Consider the following 19,931-nt stretch of genomic DNA (forward strand, 5'->3'; position numbering starts at 1 on the left):
TGCTTGATGGGCGCGGGGGTGCCGAAAGCAGGCGGATCGAGGTGACGACCCGGTGCTGACGGCCATATCGACGAACGGCGTCCTGACGATCTCAGGAGATGCTGCGCCGGGGGGCACGGCCCCGGTGCGGATCACCGGCGGGGCGGGGGCGGCAGAGGTCCGCGACACGAACAGCGGGACCGTCCCGATCAAGGGACCCGCGACCGGCATCGGCATCGTCGATGCGTCCAGCCTCTCGGCCGCGGTGGCGATCGAATGGACGCTTGCCGGGCCTGCCGCCGACCTGCGCGGCGGCGGCGGGGCGGATGTCCTCACCGCCAAGCTGGCCAGGGGAGCCGATCCTGCACGGGCCGCCGGCGCATCGCTCAACGGCGACGCCGGCCACGACCGCCTGACCGGCAGCGCCGCGGGGGACACGCTGCGCGGCGGCACCGGGAACGACAGCCTTGACGGCGGCGCCGGTGACGACCTGCTGATGAACGACGCGGGCAACGACCTGCTGATCGGCGGCGACGGCGAAGATACCGTGCGCCTCTGGGGCGGCGGCAACTATGTCGTCGACCTCCGCATCACCGACGGGCAGGTCACCGGCCTGGGCCGCGACACGCTGATCGGGGTCGAGCATCTGATCGGCGGCTGGGGCACCGATCTGCTGACGGGGACGGACGCCGCGAACCACCTCGACGGCCACAAGGGCGACGACACGCTGATCGGTCTCGGCGGCGACGACGTCTATTACGTCGACTCCGCCGCCGACCTGGTGATTGAGGCGGCGGGGCAGGGCTTCGACACGATCCTGACCACGGTGGACTATGCGCTGCCCGATCATGTCGAGGCGCTGGTCCTCACCGTCGCGGGGCTCAGCGGCACCGGCAACGCAGGCGACAACCTCCTCGTCAGCCGGGCCGGGGGCGGCCGGCTCGACGCGGGCGCTGGCAACGACACGCTCGTCAGTGAGGTGGGCCGCAGCACCCTGATCGGCGGCGCGGGAGGCGACCTCTATGTCTCGCACGGGCCCGACGACGTGATCGTGGAATGGGACGGCGGCGGCGAGGACACGCTGCAAAGCTCCGTCTCGGCCGTCCTCTGGGCCGGGGTCGAACATCTGGAACTGATCGGTACGGCTGCCATCAACGGCACCGGCAACGCAGGCAACAACCGTATTGTCGGCAACGACGCGGCCAACGTCCTCTCGGGCGGCGGCGGGCGCGACACGCTGATCGGCGGCAAGGGCGACGACACCTACGACGCCCGGCCCGGCGATCTCATCATCGAGCTTGCGGGCGGCGGCATCGACACGCTGCTGATCCGCGAGTCGATGGCGCTGCCCGATCATGTCGAGAACATCGTCATCATCGGCCCCGGCCCGATCGACGCCACGGGCAACGACCTCGCCAACCGCATCGCCGGCAACGACTGGGCCAATGTGCTGACCGGCGGGAAGGGCGCCGACACGCTGATCGGCGGCCGCGGCAACGACACCTATGTCATCGACGCCCTCGATACCGTGATCGAGGAGGCCGGGGGCGGGATCGACACGATCCTGTTCAACGGCTCGCTGACGCTGCCGGACCATGTCGAGAACGCCATCTCCGCGGCGGGTTTCGGGGTCCGGCTGGCGGGCAACGCCCTCGACAACCGGCTGGAGAGCGGCGCCGGCAACGACACGCTGGAGGCGGGCGAGGGCGCCGATGTCCTGATCGGCGGCGGCGGCGACGACCTCTATCTGGTCGGCACCGACGACACCGTGATCGAGCTGGAGGGCGGCGGCGAGGACACGGTCAGGGCCGCAGGCTCCTACGCGCTCGGCGACTGGATCGAGGTTCTGGTGCTGCTGGGCGGGGGCGACGGCCACGCCCGCGGCAACCGGGGCAACAACCACATCACCGGCACGCCCGGCGCCAACGTGATCGACGGCTATGGCGGCAGCGACACGCTGGTCGGCGGCGCCGGCGACGACATCTACATCGTCGACGGCGAGGACCTGGTGATCGAGGCGGCCGGCGGGGGCTATGACACCGTCTTCAGCACCGCCACCTACGAGTTGCCCCAGCATGTCGAGGCGCTGCATCTCAGCGGCGCGGCCGATATCGACGGCACCGGGAACGACCTCGACAACGTCATCGTCGGCAACGCCGGCCGCAACCAGCTGACCGGCGGCGGCGGCGCGGACACGCTGATGGGCGGAGCGGGCGACGATTTCTATATCACCGATGGTCTCGACACGATCGTCGAGGTCGCGGGCGGCGGCCGCGACGTGATGTGGTCCCCCGTCACGGCGACCATCATGCCGCATGTCGAGATCCTGATGCTCGGCGGCACCAACCCCATCGCGGCCTATGGCCGCGAGGGGGACGACTGGCTGATGGGCAACGACGCGGCCAACACGCTCGCGGGCGGGGCGGGGGCCGACACGATGTCGGGGGGCCTCGGCGACGACCTCTACATCGTCGAGGGGCCCGACACGATCTTCGAGGCACCCGGCGCCGGCATCGACACGGTCCACAGCCCCGGCAGTTTCACCCTTCCCGCGCATGTCGAGCATCTGGTCCTGACCGGAGCGGCGGGGGCGCTTCTCCGCGGCAACGATCTGCCCAATCGTCTGACCGGAGGGCCAGGCGCCGACACGCTCCTGGGCCTCGGCGCTTTCGACACCCTGATCGGCGGCGGCGGGGACGATACCTATTTCACCGACGGATTCGACCTGATCGTCGAAGCGGCGAATGGCGGCTGGGACACGGTCTTTTCGATCGGCAACTACGTCCTGCCCGACCATGTCGACGCGCTCGAGCTTTCCGGCACGGCCTTCGCCGGACGGGGCAACGCTGCCGCCAACTACCTGGTCGGAAACGCATCCGCCAACCACCTCTCGGGCGGCGGCGGCCGCGATACCCTGGTCGGCCTCGGGGGCGACGACACCTACGTCGTGGATGCCGACGACCTGATCGTGGAACGCGCGGGCGGTGGCTATGACCACGCGATGGCGCAGAGTTCCTTTACCTTGCCCGACCATGTCGAGCGGCTGACCCTGCTGGCCGGCGCAACTGGTATCGGCAACGCGGGTGACAATGTTGTCGTCGGCAATGCCGGGCCCAACCTGCTGGCTGGGCGCCAGGGGAACGACCATCTCGTGGGCGGGCCGGGCAACGACACGCTGACCGGTGATCTCGGCAACGATACGCTGCAGGGCGGGGCGGGTGCGGACCGCTTCGTCTTTGCTGCGGGTGGTGGCACCGACATGATCGCCGATTTCCAGAACGGCATCGACCAGGTCCAGCTGATCGGCCTCGCCCACAGTTTAGCCGATCTGCAGATCGAGCAGCGCGGCGCGCATACGCTGCTGCTGTTCCGGGGCGACTATCTCTATTTCATCAACACCGACATGCGACTGCTGGATGGTTCCGACTTCATCTTCACCTGACGCTCAGGCGCGCAGCCGCCAGCCGGAGAGGAAGATCCAGCGGATCACCCCAAGACAGATCACCAGCATCAGCGCCACGGCGGCCAGCGACAGACCTACCGGGACATCGGCGAAGCCGAAGAACGACCAGCGGAAGCCCGAGATGAGGTAGAGGACCGGGTTGAGCTTCGCCACGTTCTCCCAGAGCGGCGGCAGCATGGAGGCCGAGTAGAAGGCGCCGCCGAGGAACACGAGCGGCGTGATCACCATCATCGGGATGATCTGCAGCTGCTCGAAGTTGCGCGCCCAGAGGCCGATGATGAAGCCGAGGAGCGAAAAGGACACCGCCGTCAGGACCAGGAAGGCGATCATCCAGAGCGGATGCGCCACCCGGATGTCGACGAAGAAGAACGAGGTCAGCAGGATCAGCAGCGCCACGAACACCGCCTTGGCCGCCGCCGCGCCGACATAGCCGAGCGTCACCTCCGCCCAGCCGGTGGGCGAGGCGAGGATCTCGTAGATCGTGCCCGAGAACTGCGGGAAGTAGATCCCGAAGGAGGCGTTGGCGACCGACTGCTGCAGCACCGTCAGCATCATCAGCCCCGGCACGATGAAGGCGGCATAGGGCACGCCGTCGACCGACTGGATGCGATGGCCGATGGCGGCGCCGAAGACCACGAAATAGAGCACGGTCGAGATCACCGGCGAGGCGATCGACTGCGTCAGCGTGCGGAAGAACCGCGTCATCTCGTGGCCGAAGATCGCCCGCACGCCCCGCCAGTTCATGCCGCCTGCCCCCCGACGAGGTTGAGGAACACTTCCTCGAGGCTGGACTGCCGCGTGGCCACGTCTCGCACCCCGATGCCGCGCGCCGCCAACTCGCCCAGCAGCCGCGCGATCCCGGTCCGCCCGGCCCGGGTGTCGTAGTCGTAGGTGATCCGCAACCCGTCCGGCGACAGCGCGAGGCCGGGGCCGGCGAGCGCGTCGGGCAGCGCGGCCAGCGGCCGGTCCAGCTCGATCGTCAGCTGCTTGCGGCCGAATTCGCCCATCAGCTCGGGCGTGGGGCGCAGCAGCAGCAGGCGCCCCTTGTCGATGACGCCGACGCGGTCGGCCATCTCCTCGGCCTCCTCGAGGTAATGCGTGGTCAGGATCACCGTCACGCCCTCGGCCCGCAGCTCGCGCACCACCTCCCACATCTCGCGGCGAAGCTGCACGTCGACGCCCGCGGTCGGCTCGTCGAGAAACAGCACCCGCGGGCGGTGCGAGAGCGCCTTGGCGATCAGCACGCGCCGCTTCATGCCGCCCGAGAGGGCCTTGGTGATCGTGTCGCGCTTGTCCCAGAGGGTCAGGCTCTTCAGCACCCGCTCGATCCAGGCGGGGTCGGGCGGGGCGCCGTAGAGGCCTCGGGTGAAGGCCACGGCGGCGGCGACCTTCTCGAAGGGTTCGAGCGCGATCTCCTGCGGCACGAGGCCGATCATCCGCCGCGCCGCGCGCCAGTCGGTGCGGATGTCATGGCCGCCGACCCGGACCGTGCCGGAGGTCGGCACCACGAGCCCGCAGATGATCGAGATCAGTGTGGTCTTGCCGGCGCCGTTGGGTCCGAGAAGCGCCAGGATCTCGCCCTCGCGGACCTCGAGCGAGACCTCGTCGAGGGCGAGCGGTCCCTTGGCGTAGCGTTTGGAGAGGCGCTCGACCTCGATGATGGCGGTCATTGGGGCGACTCGTTGCTCGATCCGGCGGACGCTAGGGACGCGGCGGCGGTTTGTCCACGATGCGCTCTGGAGGTGCGGGACTCCCGACGCGAACGCTGCCCGCCGCCGTGGCTCCGCGGCGCGGATCGGGCGGATGGCGGGTGCAGTCGAGGGGTTGCACCTGCGGAAAGGCGAGAGCCGCGCGGGCGCAGGAGGCGGGAGGCGTTTCGGGACCGGCAGCAGGGGCCAGGGGCGCAGCGCCCGTGAAGACCCGCCCCCTTGTGTCAGCCCGCAGCCGCCAGCGACCGGGCGGAACCATCCGCGCGCGTTGCAGGGCGAGCGTCCAGCCGTCCTGGCCGGGCCGATGGGCGAAATCCATGCGCCAGCGGCTCTCGGTTCCGGGCGTGATGCCCTCGGGCGTGAGCAAAAGCGCCATCGCCCGCCCGCCCTCGCCTGCGAGCAGCAGCCGCCGCACCGGCGTGAGGCCGCAGGGCGAGTCCAGCTCCGCCACCACCAGCCCGGCCGCGCGGCTCCGCAGGCTCTCCTCCACCGCCCAGAGGCGGTCCTCGGCCCGGCGCGCGGCGACGGTGAGCAGCCGCTCGGGAAGGGTCCAGCGCGCGACGCCCTGCGGCATCAGCCCCTCGCCGGGATTCCCCGGACCGATCCAGACCACCGGTCCCTCGACCCGTGCCGCCAGCATCAGCGCCAGCGTGCGGCGGGCGGGGCCCGTCAGCTCATGCACCCGTCCGGCGGCGAAGCCGAGGCCGGGGGCCAGCTCCACCTGTCCGGCGGAAGTCGGGGCGGCGGGCAGGAGAATCGAGGGATCGAAGCGCGCGGTCATGCCGCCATGCTACGATGTTCCGCCTATGTTCTCAAGCAGCCGCCCCGCTCAGCCCTCGTCCAGTTCCAGCGCCAACGCATGGATGCGCGGCACGATCTCGCCCAGGCTCTCGTGGACCAGCCGATGCCGAGCCACGCGGTTCATGCCGGAAAACCGCCGGCTCGCCAGCCGGACGCGGAAATGCGTCTGGCCCCCCTCGCGCCAGCCGGAATGGCCGCGGTGCTGCTCGCTCTCGTCAATGACCTCCAGCCGCACCGGCTCCAGCACCTGCAGGCGTTCACGCATCTCGTCGGCAATCATCCCCGGGGGCCCCTTCCTTGTTCCGTCGAATAGCGTAAACTCCCGCCTCCTGATCGAAAAGCCCACCGGAAAGTGGACCATGAGCAAGACCGACCCTTTCGGTTTCGACATCTCCGCGGCCTCCGACAAGAAGCGCCGCGCCAAGGGGCGACGCGGGATGTCGGGCGCCTTCGAGACCTCGACGCGGGTCTGCGACAAGGAGGGGTGCGACCGCCCCGGCCAGTACCGCGCGCCGAAATCGCCCCGCGCGCTGGACGATTATTACTGGTTCTGCAAGGACCATGTGCGGGAATACAACCTCAACTGGAACTACTTTCAGGGCCAGTCGGAGGAGGAGTTCCAGCAGTTCCTCGACAACGCGACCGTGTGGGAGCGACCGACCCGCCCCTTCAGCCGGGGGGCGCAGGATCAGGCCTGGGCGCGGCACGGGGTGGACGATCCGCTGGAGATCCTCGGCGCGAACGGCACCTCCCCGCAGGCCCGCGCCGCGGCCGGGCGCAAGCTGCCGCCGACCGAGCGCCGCGCCCTCGACATTCTCGAGGCCAGAGACACCTGGACCCGGACCGAAATACGCAAGCAGTACAAGTCCCTGGTGAAGGATCTTCACCCCGACATGAACGGCGGCGACCGCTCGGACGAGGACCGGTTGCAGGAGGTCGTCTGGGCCTGGGACCAGATCAAGGACAGCCGCAGCTTCCGCGACTGAGCCGCGTTCAGAAGAACGCCAGGTCGTCGCGCAGAAGCTCGAGGTTGGTGACCCCCGCTACCCGCAGCACGTCGCCGCCGCCGAAGTCGAAGACCGCATCGCCGCCGCTGATCGCGCCCCGCGCCATGACATCGGCGACGCTCGCCGCCAGCGAGCGCGAGATGGCGATGCTGTCCACGCCGTCCTCGAAATCCGCCACGATGTCGCGCCCGGCGCGGAACAGGAACCGATCGGCACCGCCGAAGCCGGTGAGGTGGTCATCGCCGAAGCCGCCCGCGAGGATGTTGTCGCCCGCGTTGCCGCGCAGCTGGTTGTTGCCGCTGTTGCCATAGGCCGCGATGCTGGCGGTGCCGCCGAGGAACAGATGCTCGAAGTTGGGAGCGAGGGCGAGGGACACCGGCGACAGCACGATGTCGATGCCGCCGCCGGGCGCTTCGATCAGCGTGTCGAAGCCGTCGGTCGAATAGACGTCGTTGCCCGCGCCGCCGATCAGCGTATCGGCCCCGCCCAGGCCGATCAGGTGATTGCCGGCGTCATTGCCCTCGATGCGATTGTCGAGCGCATTGCCGGTGCCGCGCACCGGCGCCGTGCCGCCGAGGACGAGGTTCTCGACCTGGTAGCCCAGCACATGGTCGAAGCCGGTATGGACCGTGTCGATCCCGCCGCCCGGCGCCTCGATGATGATGTCCTGGGCGTCGGTATAGTAGCGGTCGTTCCCGGCCCCGCCGATCAGCGTGTCGGCCCCGCCGCCGCCGATCAGTCCGTTGTCGCCGGCGTTCCCGCTCAGCTGGTTCGCCGCGGCGTTTCCCCAGGCGATGGTGTGGAGCGCGCCGGTCAGCGTCGCGTCCTCGACATGATCGGCAAGCCTCACGTTCCACGCGCTCTGGATCGTGTCCCAGCCGCCGCCGGCGAGTTCCACGACCGTGTCCGAGGCGTCGACGATGTAGATGTCGTGGCCGGCGCCTCCGAACATGCGGTCGGCGCCATTGCCACCGATCAGCACGTCGTTGCCGTCGAGACCGTAGAGGTGGTCATTGCCGTCGCGCCCATAGAGCCAGTTGCCGGCGGCATTGCCGATCACCGTGTCGTGGCCGGCACCGGCGATTGCGTTCTCTATCACCGTGCCCGCGGCGATGGTGATGTTGCCGGTGCCGCCATAGGCGCTGCTGTGGGCGCCCTGCCGCAGGTCGATCAGCTGGTTGCGGGTGTCATGCGCGAGGTGGAGCACGTCGGTGCCGCCGTGATCGAGGATCGTGAAGGCGACCGGCCCGGTCCCGCCACGCAGCGTCTCGGCCACGATGGCGTAAGCCCGCCCGGCGTTCGTCAGATCCCCGTAATAGTGATCCCCGCTGCGCAGCTGCGGCGTCCCGTAGAGGGCCTGAGTCGCCAGCAGATCGGCGGTCATCGGCGTCAGCAGCGCGGCCTCGGACGCCGGGATCGCGGTGTTCTGGTCCTGGTCGAAATAGGACATCACCGAGGCCTGCCAGCTGTCGTTGACGGCGATATTCTCGCGCCCGTAGCCGCCGGTGCCGTTGTAGGGGCCGGCATGGCCGAGGCCGAGCGCATGACCGATCTCGTGGATGTAGGTCTGATGCGCGTAGCTGCCGTAATGCGCGCCGTAGGCGGCGACCCAGGTCGCGGCGATGTTCACCTCGGCCGAGACGATCCGCGTCCCCGAGGTCGTCATGGAGGCGAAGGCGCCACCCTCGGAATCGCCGAAGCGGATATCCGCGCCGCCCGCGACGGCGCGGAAGCTCAGCCCCGAGACCGAGGCCCAGGCCTCGAACGCCGCGACCGCAAGGCGCGCGGCATCGGCTGGCAGGGCGCCGATGTCATAGGTGATGATGCGATCCTGCGAGACGTCGAAGGCCCGCCGCCCCACGCCGGCGGCGGTCCAGTAGCCGTCCGAAAGATAGCCCCCGATCTCGGCCATGCTCCAGGTGCCGGCTTGATAGGCCGAGAGGGTGTAATTGCCGGGCTGGCGGGCATAGTCGATCGCCGCGAGGTAATAGGTGCCGGTCGACGCCGCGGTGAAGGAGAGGCGCGAGTCGAAGGCATGGAAGCCGCCGTCGTCGGACCAGTCGACCAGCGCGCCGCTTGCGTCCATCAGACCGAGCAACGGATCGACCAGCCAGTTGCTGCCGGTGCCGCGCAACTCGAAGACGTAGCTCTGCCCGGCGACCAGATGGACCCGCACCCAGTCCTCGTCGGACCAGTCGAGGCGGCCGCTGAAAGACTGGCCCGGCTGGATCGTGTAGGCGGTGCCCGGTCCCGCCGACGCGTCGCCGCCCTCCGAGAGCCGGGTGAACTGCCGGGCGAGGGGCACGGCGGCGGCGTCGAGTGCGCGGGGCGGCTGGGGCATCGGCATGGCGCGTCAGGCTCCGGTCAGCGGGCGGGCGGGAGGATCGCGGCCGGAACCGGCGTGACCTTCAGCAGCGCGGCCGCGAGGCTCTCGACCGCGCCGGGCGCGATGCCGCGCGCATCGATGCTGCTGCTGCTCAGCACCGGGCCCCATTGGGTTGCGTCCGGGCCGCGCCAGCCGAGACGGGCATCGAAGCCCTCCCGGCGCTGCGCCAGAACCTCGACCAGAAGCGGCGCGGGGTCGGGAGCAGGTGCGAGGCGGCCGCGCAGGATGTTTTCGACCGCGGTGCAGAGGCGGGCGGTGAGTTCGGCTGCCTCAGCCTGTGCGGGCGCAATGCAGACGACGCTCGGCGACGAATGGGATGTCGCGGGCGGACCCGCGGCGGCGGTCAGAATGGCGGCGCAGAGAAGGAGAAGGCTCGGCATGCGGGGCCTGCTGCGAGGATCGCCCGAGGCATAGGCCGGCATGGCTCCATCGCGCAACCTCAGGTTGGTTCAAATGCCCCGCAAATCGCCCCCGTCCAGTCCGCCGCCGTCGCGACGGGCGGCGAAGAAGCTGCGCAGCAGCGCCGCCGACTCCGCCGCGGCGATGCCGCCATGCACCTCCGGGCGATGATGGCATTGCGGATGATCGAACACCCGCGCGCCATGCGCGACGCCTCCCATGCGCGGGTCGGGCGCGCCATAGTAGAGCGTTTCGATCCGCGTGGCCGAGATCGCCGCGGCGCACATGGGGCAGGGTTCGAGCGTCACCCAGAGCCGCCAGCCCGGCAGCCGTTCCGAACCGGCGGCGGCGCAGCCCGCCCGCAGCACGAGGATTTCGGCATGCGCGGTGGGGTCGTTCAGCGCCCTCGTGCGGTTGCCGTCGATGGCGGCGACGCGGCCCGCGGGATCGACCAGCACGGCGCCGACGGGCACTTCGCCGCGGGCGGCGGCCTCGCGGGCGGCGGCGAGGGCGGCCGGCATATGGGTGCGGAAATCCATGGCCGCATCTTTTCGGGGAGGCCGCCGCGTCGTGCAACCCCGCGCCGCTTCCGGGGCTTTCCATCCCGACCCCGCGCGGCTAAGCCCCGCGCCTTCACCCCGCAGCGATTGCGAAGGATTGCGCCATGACCGACGCCGACCCCCGCCCCGAAGACGAACAGGCCGCGCTGCCCGAGGAGGCGGCGCAGCAGGAGGCTCCGGCTCCGGAGGATGCGCTCCCCGAGGATGCCGCGCCGACCGATGTGCTGGAGGACGCGCTCCCCGAGGATGCCGCCCCGGCCGACCTGCCGGAGGATGCGTTGCCCGAGGATGCACCCGCGGAGGGCGAGGCGTCGACTGGCCTGGCCGAGGATGCCGCCCCGAACGGTCCGCACGAGGACGCATTGCCCGAGGCCGCGCCCGAGGCCGCGCCCGCGGACGATCCCGAGGGCGACGACGACCCCGCGCCCAAGAGCGGCGAGCGCATCGCCAAGATCATGTCCCGCGCCGGGATCGCCTCGCGCCGCGATGCCGAGCGCATGATCCTCGAGGGTCGCGTTTCGGTGAACGGCACGGTGATCCGCAGCCCGGCGCTCGACATCCGCGCCTCCGATCGCGTGGCGGTGGACGGCAAGCCGATGGAGGCGCCGCAGGAGACGCGGCTCTGGCTCTATTACAAGCCCGTGGGCCTGGTGACGTCGGAGGCCGACGAGAAAGGCCGGCAGACGGTTTTTGACGCCTTGCCGCGGGATCTGCCGCGGGTGATGACCGTGGGGCGGCTCGACCTCACCTCCGAGGGGCTGCTGCTGCTGACCAATGACGGCGAGCTGAAGCGGCGGCTGGAGCTGCCGGCGACCGCCTGGATGCGGCGCTACCGGGTGCGCGTGAACGGGTTGCCGAACGAGCTGACCTTCGCTCCCCTGCGCCGCGGGATCGAGATCGAGGGTGAGCAGTTCGCGCCCATGGAGGTCGAGATCGACAGCCAGCGCGGCGCCAACGCCTGGCTGACGGTCGGCATCCGCGAGGGCCGTAACCGCGAGATCCGCCGCGCGATGGCGCATGTCGGGCTGACGGTGAACCGCCTGATCCGTATTGGCTACGGGCCGTTCAAGCTGGGCGATCTGGAGAAGAACGAGGTCCGCGAGGTCAAGCGCCGGGTGCTGCGCGACCAGCTCGGCGGGCTGCTGCCGGGGCAGGAGGAGGCCGAGGAGCGCCGCGCGCCCGCCCGCGAGGAGCGTGGCGACCGGCGGCCTGACGCGCGGCCCGATGCGCGCGGCGGCGAGCGGCCGCGCGAGCGGTGGAATGCCGAGCGCCGCGGCGACAAGGGCGGCGAGGAGGCCCGCGGCAAGCCCGAGGGTCCGCGCCGCTTCGGAGCATCGGCGCCCGGCGAGCGCGGCCCGGCCCGCCGCTCGGGACCGCCATCCGGGGCGCCGCGGCCCTTCGACAAGCCCAAGCGCTTCGGGGGCGAGAAGCCCTATGCCCGCCGCGATGCTGCCGAAGGCCGCGAGGGGCCGGAGCGCAGGAAACCATGGGACCGCGAGGGCGGCCCGGGCGGCAAGCCCTCCGGTAGCCGCCCCCATGCGGAGGGTGATGCCGGTCGTGCCGAGCGCCGTCCGACCGAAGGGGCGAAGCCGTGGGCGCGCACGGGCGGTCCCGGTGGCAAGCCGGGCGGCCGCCGCCCCTATGGCGAGGGTGTTCGCGAGCGCGCCGAACGTCGTCCCGCCGAAGGGGCGAAACCGTGGGCGCGCACGGGCGATGACAAGCCGGGCGGCCGCCGCCCCTACGGCGAGGGGGATCGCGAGCGCTCCGAACGCCGACCGGCTGACGGGGCCAAGCCTTGGGTGCGGACGGGCGCTCCCGGCGGCAAACCGGGCGACCGGCGCTTCTCCGCCGGGGGCGATGCGGGTTCCGGCAATCGCCGCCCGTCCGAGGGGTCGAAGCCCTGGGGGCGTTCGGCTGGTCCCGGTGGCAAACCGGGCGGGCGCGAAGGCGGTCACGAGCGCCGCTCGGGCGAGGCGGCGAAGCCGTGGTCGCGCTCGGGCGGCCCCGGCGGCAAGTCCACGGGACGCCGCTTCCCTGCCGGGGGCGAGGCCGGCGAGGGCGACAATCCGCGCGATCGTGGCGGGCCGCGCAATGCCAAACCCTTTGCACGCAGGCCTCACGACGCTGGCAAGCCTCCGGGGCAGGGGCAGGGCGGGCACCCGCCGCGGGCCCCTGGCGGCGGTCCAAAGGGACCGCGCGGGCCGCGGCCGCAAGGCGGGCCGGGCGGCGGCCGTCCGGGCAAGGGTGGAGGCGGCCCGCGCTGAGGCCGGGCGCGTCGGTCACATGCCCGGCATCCGCGGTCTTTCCTCTGGACCGTGGCCTTCGCGCAACGGCCTTTGTTTGCGGCACAATTCCGGCGGAACCATGCCTGCATCACCCTTGTTGTCGGATTTGCAACAGTGGAGGTGATCCGCACACCGGGCCGGTTTCGGCAGCTTTTCAACCGGGGGGGATTGTGAGACTGTCGCAGCGATGTTGTCGGAGACGGCAGCTTTCAAGAGTGGACTACGGAGCATGATCATGACCAAATTCGCTACCTTCGTTGCGGCTCTCGGCCTCTCGGCCTCGACCGCCTTCGCCGGCGGCTATGTCGCCCCCGTGGTCGACGTCGCCCCGGTCGTCGTCGACACCCGCCCGGCCGGCACCTTCAACGCCGGCCTGGTTGTCCCGGCCCTCCTGCTTCTCGGCGTCATCGCCGCGATCGCGTCGGACGATGACGACGATGACACCACCGGCGACGACGACTGATCGTCGGAACCAACAAAGCTCGAGCTCGGGGCCGGTCATGCCGGCCCCTTCTCTTTTTTTTGCGGCCCCGTAAGGTGTAGGTGGCGGCACGAAAAAAGGCCCCGACACTCCGGGGCCTTTTTCCGCAGAAGATGCCGCGTCAGGGGCGGATGGTCTGGAGTGTGATGTAGCCGAGGCCCGGACCGGCCCATTGCCGCGAGACGGGGATCTCGCCGCCCGCCGTCACCAGATAGCTGTTCTGCACCTCCGCCCCTGCGATCCGGCAGGTCTCGGCCACCTGGGTCGCGTTCCAGGCGGTGCCGGCGAAGCTGAAGCTCTGGCCGGCGCCAGTCGCCACGGTGCAGGTCATCGGCAGCGGAAGCTCGCGCCCGTCGCCGCCATAGATGCGCATGATGCGGTTGCCGCTGCCGGCGCTGCGGCTGCGGATCAGGCCCTCGGTGCCGATCTCGGCCGTCGAGAGGTCGTTGCCGATGCCGCGGGTGCCGATCAGCAGGCCGCGGCGCAGGATCACGCCCTCCATGTTCGGCGTCATGTAGGTCCGCATGGCGCCGTTCTCGCCGGTCAGGGCGAGGACCTGGGTCACGCCTGCGCTCTCCAGCCCGGCGAGGACCAGCGGGCCAGGGTTCACCTGCAGGGCGGTTGCCGCCATCTGCTCTGCGCTCCGTGGCGCCTCGGCCGGCGCGCCCGCGCCACCGCCGCCCGCGCTGCCGATCGCCTGCCGCGCTACCTGCACGAGGCTGCCGCCCAGCGTCCCGCCGTCGTCGCCCGTCTGGCTGCCGCAGGCGGCGAGGCCCAGAGCGGCGGCGAGGAGGGCGGTCAGCCGCACAGCGCGGCGCTCAATCGTCGTCGAAGCGCTCACCGCCAGAACCTCCCCCATCCGTGATAGATACCGTCGGCGGTGCCGTCGCGCACCGTCTCGTAGAGGCGGCCGCTCACGCGCACCCGCTGCCCGCCGTCGCGCGCGAGCTGGCCCAGCGAGGCGCCGACCGTCTGCCGGGTCGGCTGGCCGATCGCCCAGGACACCGGGATGTCGATGGTGATGCCCTTGTCGAACGAGCCCTCGCCGAACTCCTCGGCGCTGAGATCGGTCTTGGTGGCATAGGCCCCGATCTCCCAACCGTTGGCGAACTGGCGCTTGACGCGCAGCGACACCCCGTCGTCGCCGGCCAGATAGCGGCCGGCATCGATCTGCCCGAGGAAGCCGTTGCCGAAATCGTAGTAGAGCGAGACGTGGCCGGTCGTGGCCTCGTAGTCGAGGAAGTCGAACCCGCCGTCATAGTCCCGCTTCTTCACCCGGTTGACCTCGGCCCCGACGGCGAGCGAACGGTCTGCCGGCGCCCAGAGGACCTCGGCCGACACGCCGCCATACATGCGCTCGAGGTAGCCCGCTGTCACGCGGGTGTAGATCGCGGCGGAAGGCTTGGCGTACCAGTTCAGCGTCAGGTCCTGCAGCACCGGCGAGGTGTTGCCGCTGTACATCCGCCCGTCCGAGCGCACCCGCGGCACGCCCATGTTGCTGGCGAGGTTCTCCTCCGGGGTCAGGGCCAGGTATTCCGCCACCGTGCAGCCGCCAAACCCGCCGCCGGGTGTCGGACAGGCGCTCGGCGCCTTCTGGTCGGCATTTCCGGTGAGCCGCTGGCGCACCGAACCCGACAGGACAAGGCCGGGCGAGAGCTCGTAGCTCGCCTGCAGCCGGCCCCCGACCTCATACCGGAAGGACTCGTCGGGATCCCAGTTGCCCAAGCTGAAATAGGGCGCGAGCGACCAGCGGAATTTCGGATAGATGCCCGGCGTCGCGACCAGCCCGGCGGGCCGCGGCGCGGCATCCACGATCTGCGCCGCGGCGGCGATCTGGCCGGCCTCGGTGTTCTCCAGCCGCTCGACGTCGCTGCGGCGCAGGACGACCGAATGGACCGGCAGCCCCTCGCGCATCGAGGTGATGACGAAGGTCTCGACCGAGGGCGGCAGCGCGCGGGTCATCAGCCGCGCGGTGCGTCCGATCGCCTCGGCCTGCTGGATGTAGCGACGGTTGTCGATGCGGACCTCGGCCCGGTTGGCGTCGAGGACCATGCCCTCGAGAACCTGCCCCTCCTTGCCGAGCGCGTCAGCGAGGGCGGTCTGGATCGCGGGCTGCGCCGTCGGGTCGGCGGCCCAGGTGCCGGACCAGCCCTCGGGATCGGCCGCGGGCGCGACGCGCGGGCGCACGGGCGCGGGCGCGGGCTCCAGCCCGGAGGGGAAGGGGGCCTTGTTCGGGTTCAGCGCGAAGCTGAACTGCGCCCCGAAGACCTCGCCGCCGATGGTATAGGCCGAGAGCTGGTAGGCCTCGCCGAAGCGCCAGTTCACGCCGAGGTTCAGATGCGAGCCGGGCTCGTCCTTGCCGGTCTCGACCTCGAGGCTGTAGTCGTCGGCGGAATATTCCGCCACCAGCCGCAGGTTGTCGGTCGCGGCCCAGGAGATGGCGCCGAAGGGCTCGGCCCCGCCGCGAAACCAGTCCTCGGCGTTCAGGGTGCCGCCGATGGTGCCGAAATTGAACCCGCGATGCTTGCCCGCGAGCCGCCCCCAGCCGAGGCCGGCCGAGACCTGTAGCCGGTCGGTCACGTTCTTCGTGGCGACGATATACTCGCCCGAATAGACCCCGGTGCCGAGGAAGTCCTGCAGTCCCACAGCCACCGCGGGCCGCCAGCCCGCCGCCTCGCCCCAGAGTTGCAGCCGCAGGTCGGCCGAGCGGTCCGAGAGCTGGTCGCGCGCGGTGTCGATGCCGTCGACCTTCGAATAGCGCAGCGCTGCCGTGATCCTCGGCGTCACCTGCGCCGCGCCGGTGATGCGGCGGCCGTAGTCGGAATGGGAGACCCCGACCGAGATCGTGCCGTCCGGCAGCATCTCGGCGCTCGGCGTGTCGACGCCGCCGGGCAGGCCGTAGCTGTTCAGCCCCCAGCCGGTCATGACCTGCGCCGGGGCGGGGACCGCCGGGGCCAGCAGCAGCGCCGCCGGCAGGGTGGTGGCCAGAAGTCGGCGCAGCGCGCGAGAGGAGGGCATCGGCGGGTCCTTTCCGGTCGGTCGGGCGATCCTAGAGGCGCGCGGGCGCGGGCGCGAGACCCGCGTGGCGGAGAGGGCGGAAAGCCCGCGAAGGTTGGGGCGGCAGCGCCACACCCGTCACGATGCGGGCGCCCCGGCCGCGGGGGCGGCGCGCACGGCGGGCTCGGACCCCGCCGGCGCCGCGCAGCCGGGATAGCCGCGGCCCGACCAGCGGACCACGGCGGTCATCGGCCATTTCGACCCGGTCGCGCCGTCCTTGCATTCCGCCGCGCGGATGTTGAGCGAGAAGACGCTGCCGCCCAGCTCGCCCGCGTATTCGACGCCCTGGGCGAAATTGATCTTCCGCACGGTGACGGTCGCATCCCGCGCGCCCTCGCGCGACAGCGTGGCGCGGTCACCCGCGATCGCCACCGTCCAGGCGGGCGCGTTGCCGCGCGCGGTGAAGGCGGTCACGTCGACGGTGGCCGCGTTGGCGGTGCCCATCGCCACCGCCTGCCCTCCGACCTCGATCGGCACCTCGAGCGGCGAGACCGCGGGCGGCTGCGGCGCGACCGGCGGGATCGGGACTGCCGGCGCCTCTTCGGCCCGGTCGAAGCCGGGCAGGCCAGCCAGCATCTGCTCGTCGCAGGCGGCGAGGGTGAGGGGCAGGGCCAGGATCAGGGCGGCGCGGCGCAGGAACATCGGCTGGGATACCTTCGAGGGCTGTCGCCCGTGGCGTAGCGCATGGCAGCCGGGCACGGCAAGCGCCGCTCCCGCCCGCGCGCGGGATGCCGCGGATGGCACATGTCGCCTCCGCGCCCCCCAGCGTCGGCCCCGGCGTTGCGGTCCGGGGCCCGCGGGGCTAGTCCGGGCCGTCCTGCCCGGAGACCGCCATGAACAACGCCGCCGCCCCTCAAGACGCCCTCGTCATCTTCACCCCCTCGGGCAAGCGCGGGCGGGTGCCGGTCGGAACGCCGGTCCTGCAGGCGGCACGGACGCTCGGCGTCGATCTCGACAGTGTCTGCGGTGGACGCGGCATCTGCTCGAAATGTCAGGTCGAGCCGCAGACCGGCAGCTTCCCCAAGCACGGCGTCACGGTCGGCACCGACGCCCTCTCGCCCGTCAACGAGGTCGAGGCCCGCTACGACCGCATCCGCGGGCTGGCGCCGGGGCGGCGGCTCGGCTGCCAGGCGAAGATCATGGCCGATGCCGTGATCGACGTGCCGCCCGAGAGCCAGCTGCACAAGCAGGTGATCCGCAAATCCGCGACCGAGCGGGCGATGGTCATGGACCCGGCCGTGCGGCTGCACCTGGTGACGGTGCCCGAGCCGACGCTGGACGACCCCACCGGCGACTTCCAGCGGCTCAGTGATGCGCTCCAAGAGCAATGGCAGATCAGCGGCTTGCACGCCGATCTGGAGGTTCTCTCGACGATCCAGCCGGTGCTCCGCAAGGGCGCGTGGCAGGTCACGGCGGCGATCTGGGACGACGGCCGCGAGCCGCCGCGGCTGCTGGCCCTCTGGCCCGGCTTCCGCGAGGCCGCGCCGCTGGGCATGGCCGTCGATCTCGGCTCCACCACCATCGCCGGGCATCTGGTGGACCTGACGGACGGGCGGGTGCTGGCCTCCTCGGGCCTGATGAACCCGCAGATCCGCTTTGGCGAGGACCTGATGAGCCGCGTGAGCTATTCCATGCTGAACGAGGGCGGCGCGGAGGAAATGACCGCCGCCGTGCGCGACGGGCTGGGTCGCCTCTCGGGCGCTCTGGCCGAGGAGGCGGGCGTCGCGCGCGAGGACATCTTCGAGGCGGTGATCGTCTGCAACCCGGTCATGCACCACCTGATGCTGGGCCTCGACCCGGTGGAGCTCGGCCAGGCCCCCTTTGCCCCCGCGACCACCGACGCGATGACGCTACGCGCCAGCGAGTTGGGCCTCGGCCTGCACCCGGCGGCGCGCACCTATGTCCTGCCGATCATCGCCGGCCATGTCGGCGCCGACGCCGCCGCCGTGGTCCTGTCCGAACAGCCGCAGCAGTCCGAGGACCTGCTCCTTTGCGTGGACGTGGGCACCAATGCCGAGATCATCCTCGGCGACCGCAGCCGGGTGCTGGCCTGCTCCTCGCCCACCGGCCCCGCCTTCGAGGGCGCGCAGATCAGCAGCGGACAGCGTGCCGCGCCGGGCGCCATCGAGCGGGTGCGGATCGACCCGGCGACGAAGGCGCCACGGTTCCGCGTGATCGGCGTCGAGGCGTGGTCGGACGAGCCAGGCTTCGCCGAAGCCGTGGCGGCGGTCGGCGGCGTCTCCGGCATCTGCGGCTCGGGCATCATCGAGGCGATCGCCGAGATGCGGATCGCCGGGCTCGTCGATCCGGGCGGCCTCATCGGTTCGGCCGAGCAGACCGGCGCCGCGCTGATCGAGCCGCAGGGGCGGACGCATGCCTACCTGCTCCACGACGGCAGCGCCGCGGGCGGGCCGGTGATCCGCGTGACGCAGGGCGACGTCCGCGCGATCCAGCTGGCGAAATCGGCGCTCTATGCCGGCGCGCGGTTGCTGATGGACGAGTTCGGGGCTGAGCGGGTGGACCGCATCTCGCTCGCCGGGGCCTTCGGGGCGCATATCTCGCCGCTGCACGCGCTCGTGCTGGGGATGATCCCCGACTGTCCGCCCGAGAAGGTCGTGGCGGTGGGCAATGCGGCCGGGACCGGGGCGCGGATCGCCCTCTGCTCGCGCGCGGCGCGGCGCGAGATCGAGGGGGCGGTGCGTGACATCACCCGCGTCGAGACCGCCATCGCACCCCGCTTCCAGGAGCATTTCGTGGCCGCGAACGGCATCCCCAATTCGGCCGATCCGTTCCCTGCGCTCGCCGCCGTGGTGAGCCTGCCGGACGTCTCCTTCAATGCCGAAAGCGGGCGTCGGCGGCGGCGCTGAGCCGCCGCGCATGGAGTGTTAACATTCTTTCTCGGGCACTTATCCGGCGCTGATGCGTTCACGGTTGTGGCGGGCAGGGCGGCCCGCGCCATGCAGATGCAGATCGTGATTGCAGGGAGAGACAGGATGAAGACGAACAGCACTTTCGCGCTCGCGGCGCTTCTGGGCAGCGTGGCCCTCGGCTCGGCGGCGATCGGCCAGACAGCCACAACCGGCGGCACGGACGCCGCGCCGGCGGCGGACGCCGCGACGACGACCGCGCCTCAGGATGGGACGACGACGACGACCACGGGCGGCGACGCGCCGGCAGGCACCGATGCGGCGGCGGAGGACGCGGCAACCGGCGCCGATGCGGCTGCGGGCGATGCGGCCGCCACTACCGGCGGCGATGCGGCTGCGGGTGGCGCGACTGCGACGGGCGCTGCGGATAGCGGCTCGATGACGGCCACGGCCGGGGCCGCCGACAGCGCTGCGACAGGCAGCGCGGCCCCGGCCGGCGACGGCGCCGCCGGGAGCGGCGCCTGGGCCTGCACCCAATGGACCCTGCTGCCCGCCAACCTCGCGCAGATGAGCGGAGGCGGCTCCGGCGAGATGGCCGGCGTCGAAGGCGCCACCGGCGAGGACGCCGGGGAGCCGGCGGCGCCTGACGCCGGAATGGGCAGCGCCGGGGCGGGAACGGATGCTGCCGATGCAGCCGCGGCCGGTGCCGATACCGCGGGGGCCGGTGCTTCCGGGGCGGCAGGCGAAGGCGCGTCGGGTGCGGCGGCCGAGGCCGCCAATGACGCCGGAATGGTGGGCGGATCGGTCGAAGGCATGTCCTGGGTCTGCACCCAGTACAGCTCCGGCTCGATGTAACTCGCAGCGCGACCCGCGCCGGGGACACGGCGCAGCGGACCGGGGGCAACGCTCCCGGTCCTTTTGCATGTGCGGCGCTCAG

Annotated in this window: 16 protein-coding genes; 6 read left to right on the plus strand and 10 right to left on the minus strand. The window is 71.5% G+C overall.

Going from position 1 to position 19,931, the window contains the following annotated elements; all coding sequences use genetic code 11:
* Nucleotides 1-52 precede the first annotated feature (52 nt).
* Complete coding sequence (locus GI374_RS09990; RefSeq protein WP_154336928.1) at nt 53-3,421, plus strand: calcium-binding protein; 3,369 nt, start codon at nt 53-55, stop codon at nt 3,419-3,421.
* 3 nt (nt 3,422-3,424) lie between these two features.
* Here the strand turns inward: GI374_RS09990 and GI374_RS09995 are convergent, their stop codons facing one another.
* Genes GI374_RS09995 through GI374_RS10010 form a run of 4 tightly spaced genes read right to left on the minus strand, consistent with a single transcriptional unit; the run spans nt 3,425 to nt 6,232 of the window.
* Nucleotides 3,425-4,186, minus strand: coding sequence for an ABC transporter permease (locus GI374_RS09995; protein ID WP_154336929.1), 762 nt, complete (start codon nt 4,184-4,186; stop codon nt 3,425-3,427).
* A complete protein-coding gene (locus GI374_RS10000; protein ID WP_154336930.1) occupies nt 4,183-5,112 on the minus strand; it encodes an ABC transporter ATP-binding protein in 930 nt (309 codons plus the stop codon). Before GI374_RS10000 ends, GI374_RS09995 begins: the two co-directional genes overlap by 4 nt.
* 31 nt (nt 5,113-5,143) lie before the next feature.
* The gene (locus GI374_RS10005) at nt 5,144-5,932 is read right to left on the minus strand and encodes an ImuA family protein (RefSeq protein WP_154336931.1); all 789 of its coding nucleotides are present in this window, start codon (nt 5,930-5,932) and stop codon (nt 5,144-5,146) included.
* A 48-nt stretch (nt 5,933-5,980) separates the two neighbouring features.
* Nucleotides 5,981-6,232 carry a BolA family transcriptional regulator gene (locus tag GI374_RS10010; RefSeq protein WP_154336932.1) on the minus strand — a complete coding sequence of 84 codons (252 nt, stop codon included), beginning with the start codon at nt 6,230-6,232 and terminating at the stop codon, nt 5,981-5,983.
* Nucleotides 6,233-6,311: 79 nt separating this feature from the next.
* On the opposite strand from GI374_RS10010, the gene GI374_RS10015 reads away from it, so the two are divergent.
* Entirely contained in the window at nt 6,312-6,938 is a 627-nt protein-coding gene (locus GI374_RS10015) for a J domain-containing protein (RefSeq protein ID WP_154336933.1), read from the plus strand.
* Between the two features lie 7 nt (nt 6,939-6,945).
* Here GI374_RS10015 and GI374_RS10020 read toward each other — a convergent pair whose 3' ends face one another.
* The 3 genes from GI374_RS10020 to GI374_RS10030 all read right to left on the minus strand — a co-directional run bounded on the left by GI374_RS10020 (nt 6,946) and on the right by GI374_RS10030 (nt 10,283).
* Nucleotides 6,946-9,306 carry a M10 family metallopeptidase gene (locus GI374_RS10020; RefSeq protein ID WP_154336934.1) on the minus strand — a complete coding sequence of 787 codons (2,361 nt, stop codon included), beginning with the start codon at nt 9,304-9,306 and terminating at the stop codon, nt 6,946-6,948.
* A gap of 17 nt (nt 9,307-9,323) precedes the next feature.
* On the minus strand, nt 9,324-9,725 hold the full coding sequence (locus tag GI374_RS10025; RefSeq protein ID WP_154336935.1) for a hypothetical protein: 402 nt from the start codon (nt 9,723-9,725) through the stop codon (nt 9,324-9,326).
* A gap of 69 nt (nt 9,726-9,794) precedes the next feature.
* Nucleotides 9,795-10,283 (minus strand): nucleoside deaminase, encoded by a 489-nt coding sequence (locus GI374_RS10030; RefSeq protein ID WP_154336936.1) that lies wholly within the window; start codon nt 10,281-10,283, stop codon nt 9,795-9,797.
* 125 nt (nt 10,284-10,408) lie between these two features.
* Between GI374_RS10030 and GI374_RS10035 the strand changes: the two genes are divergently transcribed.
* Nucleotides 10,409-12,568, plus strand: coding sequence for a pseudouridine synthase (locus GI374_RS10035; RefSeq protein WP_229583055.1), 2,160 nt, complete (start codon nt 10,409-10,411; stop codon nt 12,566-12,568).
* Nucleotides 12,569-12,824: 256 nt separating this feature from the next.
* On the plus strand, nt 12,825-13,052 hold the full coding sequence (locus GI374_RS10040; RefSeq protein ID WP_229583057.1) for a hypothetical protein: 228 nt from the start codon (nt 12,825-12,827) through the stop codon (nt 13,050-13,052).
* Nucleotides 13,053-13,191: 139 nt separating this feature from the next.
* Here the strand turns inward: GI374_RS10040 and GI374_RS10045 are convergent, their stop codons facing one another.
* The 3 genes from GI374_RS10045 to GI374_RS10055 all read right to left on the minus strand — a co-directional run bounded on the left by GI374_RS10045 (nt 13,192) and on the right by GI374_RS10055 (nt 16,769).
* Entirely contained in the window at nt 13,192-13,878 is a 687-nt protein-coding gene (locus GI374_RS10045; RefSeq protein ID WP_370515264.1) for a YjbF family lipoprotein, read from the minus strand.
* 29 nt (nt 13,879-13,907) lie between these two features.
* Nucleotides 13,908-16,088: a YjbH domain-containing protein gene (locus tag GI374_RS10050; RefSeq protein ID WP_154336939.1), complete on the minus strand. Its 2,181-nt coding sequence runs from the start codon at nt 16,086-16,088 to the stop codon at nt 13,908-13,910.
* Between the two features lie 117 nt (nt 16,089-16,205).
* On the minus strand, nt 16,206-16,769 hold the full coding sequence (locus GI374_RS10055) for a hypothetical protein (RefSeq protein WP_154336940.1): 564 nt from the start codon (nt 16,767-16,769) through the stop codon (nt 16,206-16,208).
* Nucleotides 16,770-16,960: 191 nt separating this feature from the next.
* On the opposite strand from GI374_RS10055, the gene GI374_RS10060 reads away from it, so the two are divergent.
* Nucleotides 16,961-18,994, plus strand: a complete 2,034-nt coding sequence (locus GI374_RS10060) for an ASKHA domain-containing protein (protein ID WP_154336941.1) — start codon at nt 16,961-16,963, stop codon at nt 18,992-18,994.
* Nucleotides 18,995-19,084: 90 nt separating this feature from the next.
* Nucleotides 19,085-19,849, plus strand: coding sequence for a hypothetical protein (locus GI374_RS10065; protein ID WP_154336942.1), 765 nt, complete (start codon nt 19,085-19,087; stop codon nt 19,847-19,849).
* Nucleotides 19,850-19,931 lie beyond the last annotated feature (82 nt).

This window comes from Paracoccus sp. S-4012, from assembly GCF_009674885.1.
Classification (GTDB): domain Bacteria; phylum Pseudomonadota; class Alphaproteobacteria; order Rhodobacterales; family Rhodobacteraceae; genus Paracoccus.

Coding starts and splice junctions, on each gene's coding strand:
- GI374_RS09995 (WP_154336929.1), bottom strand. CDS start 4,186: ATGAACTGGCGGGGCGTGCGGGCGATCTTCGGCCACGAGATGACGCGG.
- GI374_RS10000 (WP_154336930.1), bottom strand. CDS start 5,112: ATGACCGCCATCATCGAGGTCGAGCGCCTCTCCAAACGCTACGCCAAG.
- GI374_RS10005 (WP_154336931.1), bottom strand. CDS start 5,932: ATGACCGCGCGCTTCGATCCCTCGATTCTCCTGCCCGCCGCCCCGACT.
- GI374_RS10010 (WP_154336932.1), bottom strand. CDS start 6,232: ATGATTGCCGACGAGATGCGTGAACGCCTGCAGGTGCTGGAGCCGGTG.
- GI374_RS10015 (WP_154336933.1), top strand. CDS start 6,312: ATGAGCAAGACCGACCCTTTCGGTTTCGACATCTCCGCGGCCTCCGAC.
- GI374_RS10020 (WP_154336934.1), bottom strand. CDS start 9,306: ATGCCGATGCCCCAGCCGCCCCGCGCACTCGACGCCGCCGCCGTGCCC.
- GI374_RS10025 (WP_154336935.1), bottom strand. CDS start 9,725: ATGCCGAGCCTTCTCCTTCTCTGCGCCGCCATTCTGACCGCCGCCGCG.
- GI374_RS10030 (WP_154336936.1), bottom strand. CDS start 10,283: ATGGATTTCCGCACCCATATGCCGGCCGCCCTCGCCGCCGCCCGCGAG.
- GI374_RS10035 (WP_229583055.1), top strand. CDS start 10,409: ATGACCGACGCCGACCCCCGCCCCGAAGACGAACAGGCCGCGCTGCCC.
- GI374_RS10040 (WP_229583057.1), top strand. CDS start 12,825: ATGACCAAATTCGCTACCTTCGTTGCGGCTCTCGGCCTCTCGGCCTCG.
- GI374_RS10050 (WP_154336939.1), bottom strand. CDS start 16,088: ATGCCCTCCTCTCGCGCGCTGCGCCGACTTCTGGCCACCACCCTGCCG.
- GI374_RS10055 (WP_154336940.1), bottom strand. CDS start 16,769: ATGTTCCTGCGCCGCGCCGCCCTGATCCTGGCCCTGCCCCTCACCCTC.
- GI374_RS10060 (WP_154336941.1), top strand. CDS start 16,961: ATGAACAACGCCGCCGCCCCTCAAGACGCCCTCGTCATCTTCACCCCC.
- GI374_RS10065 (WP_154336942.1), top strand. CDS start 19,085: ATGCAGATGCAGATCGTGATTGCAGGGAGAGACAGGATGAAGACGAAC.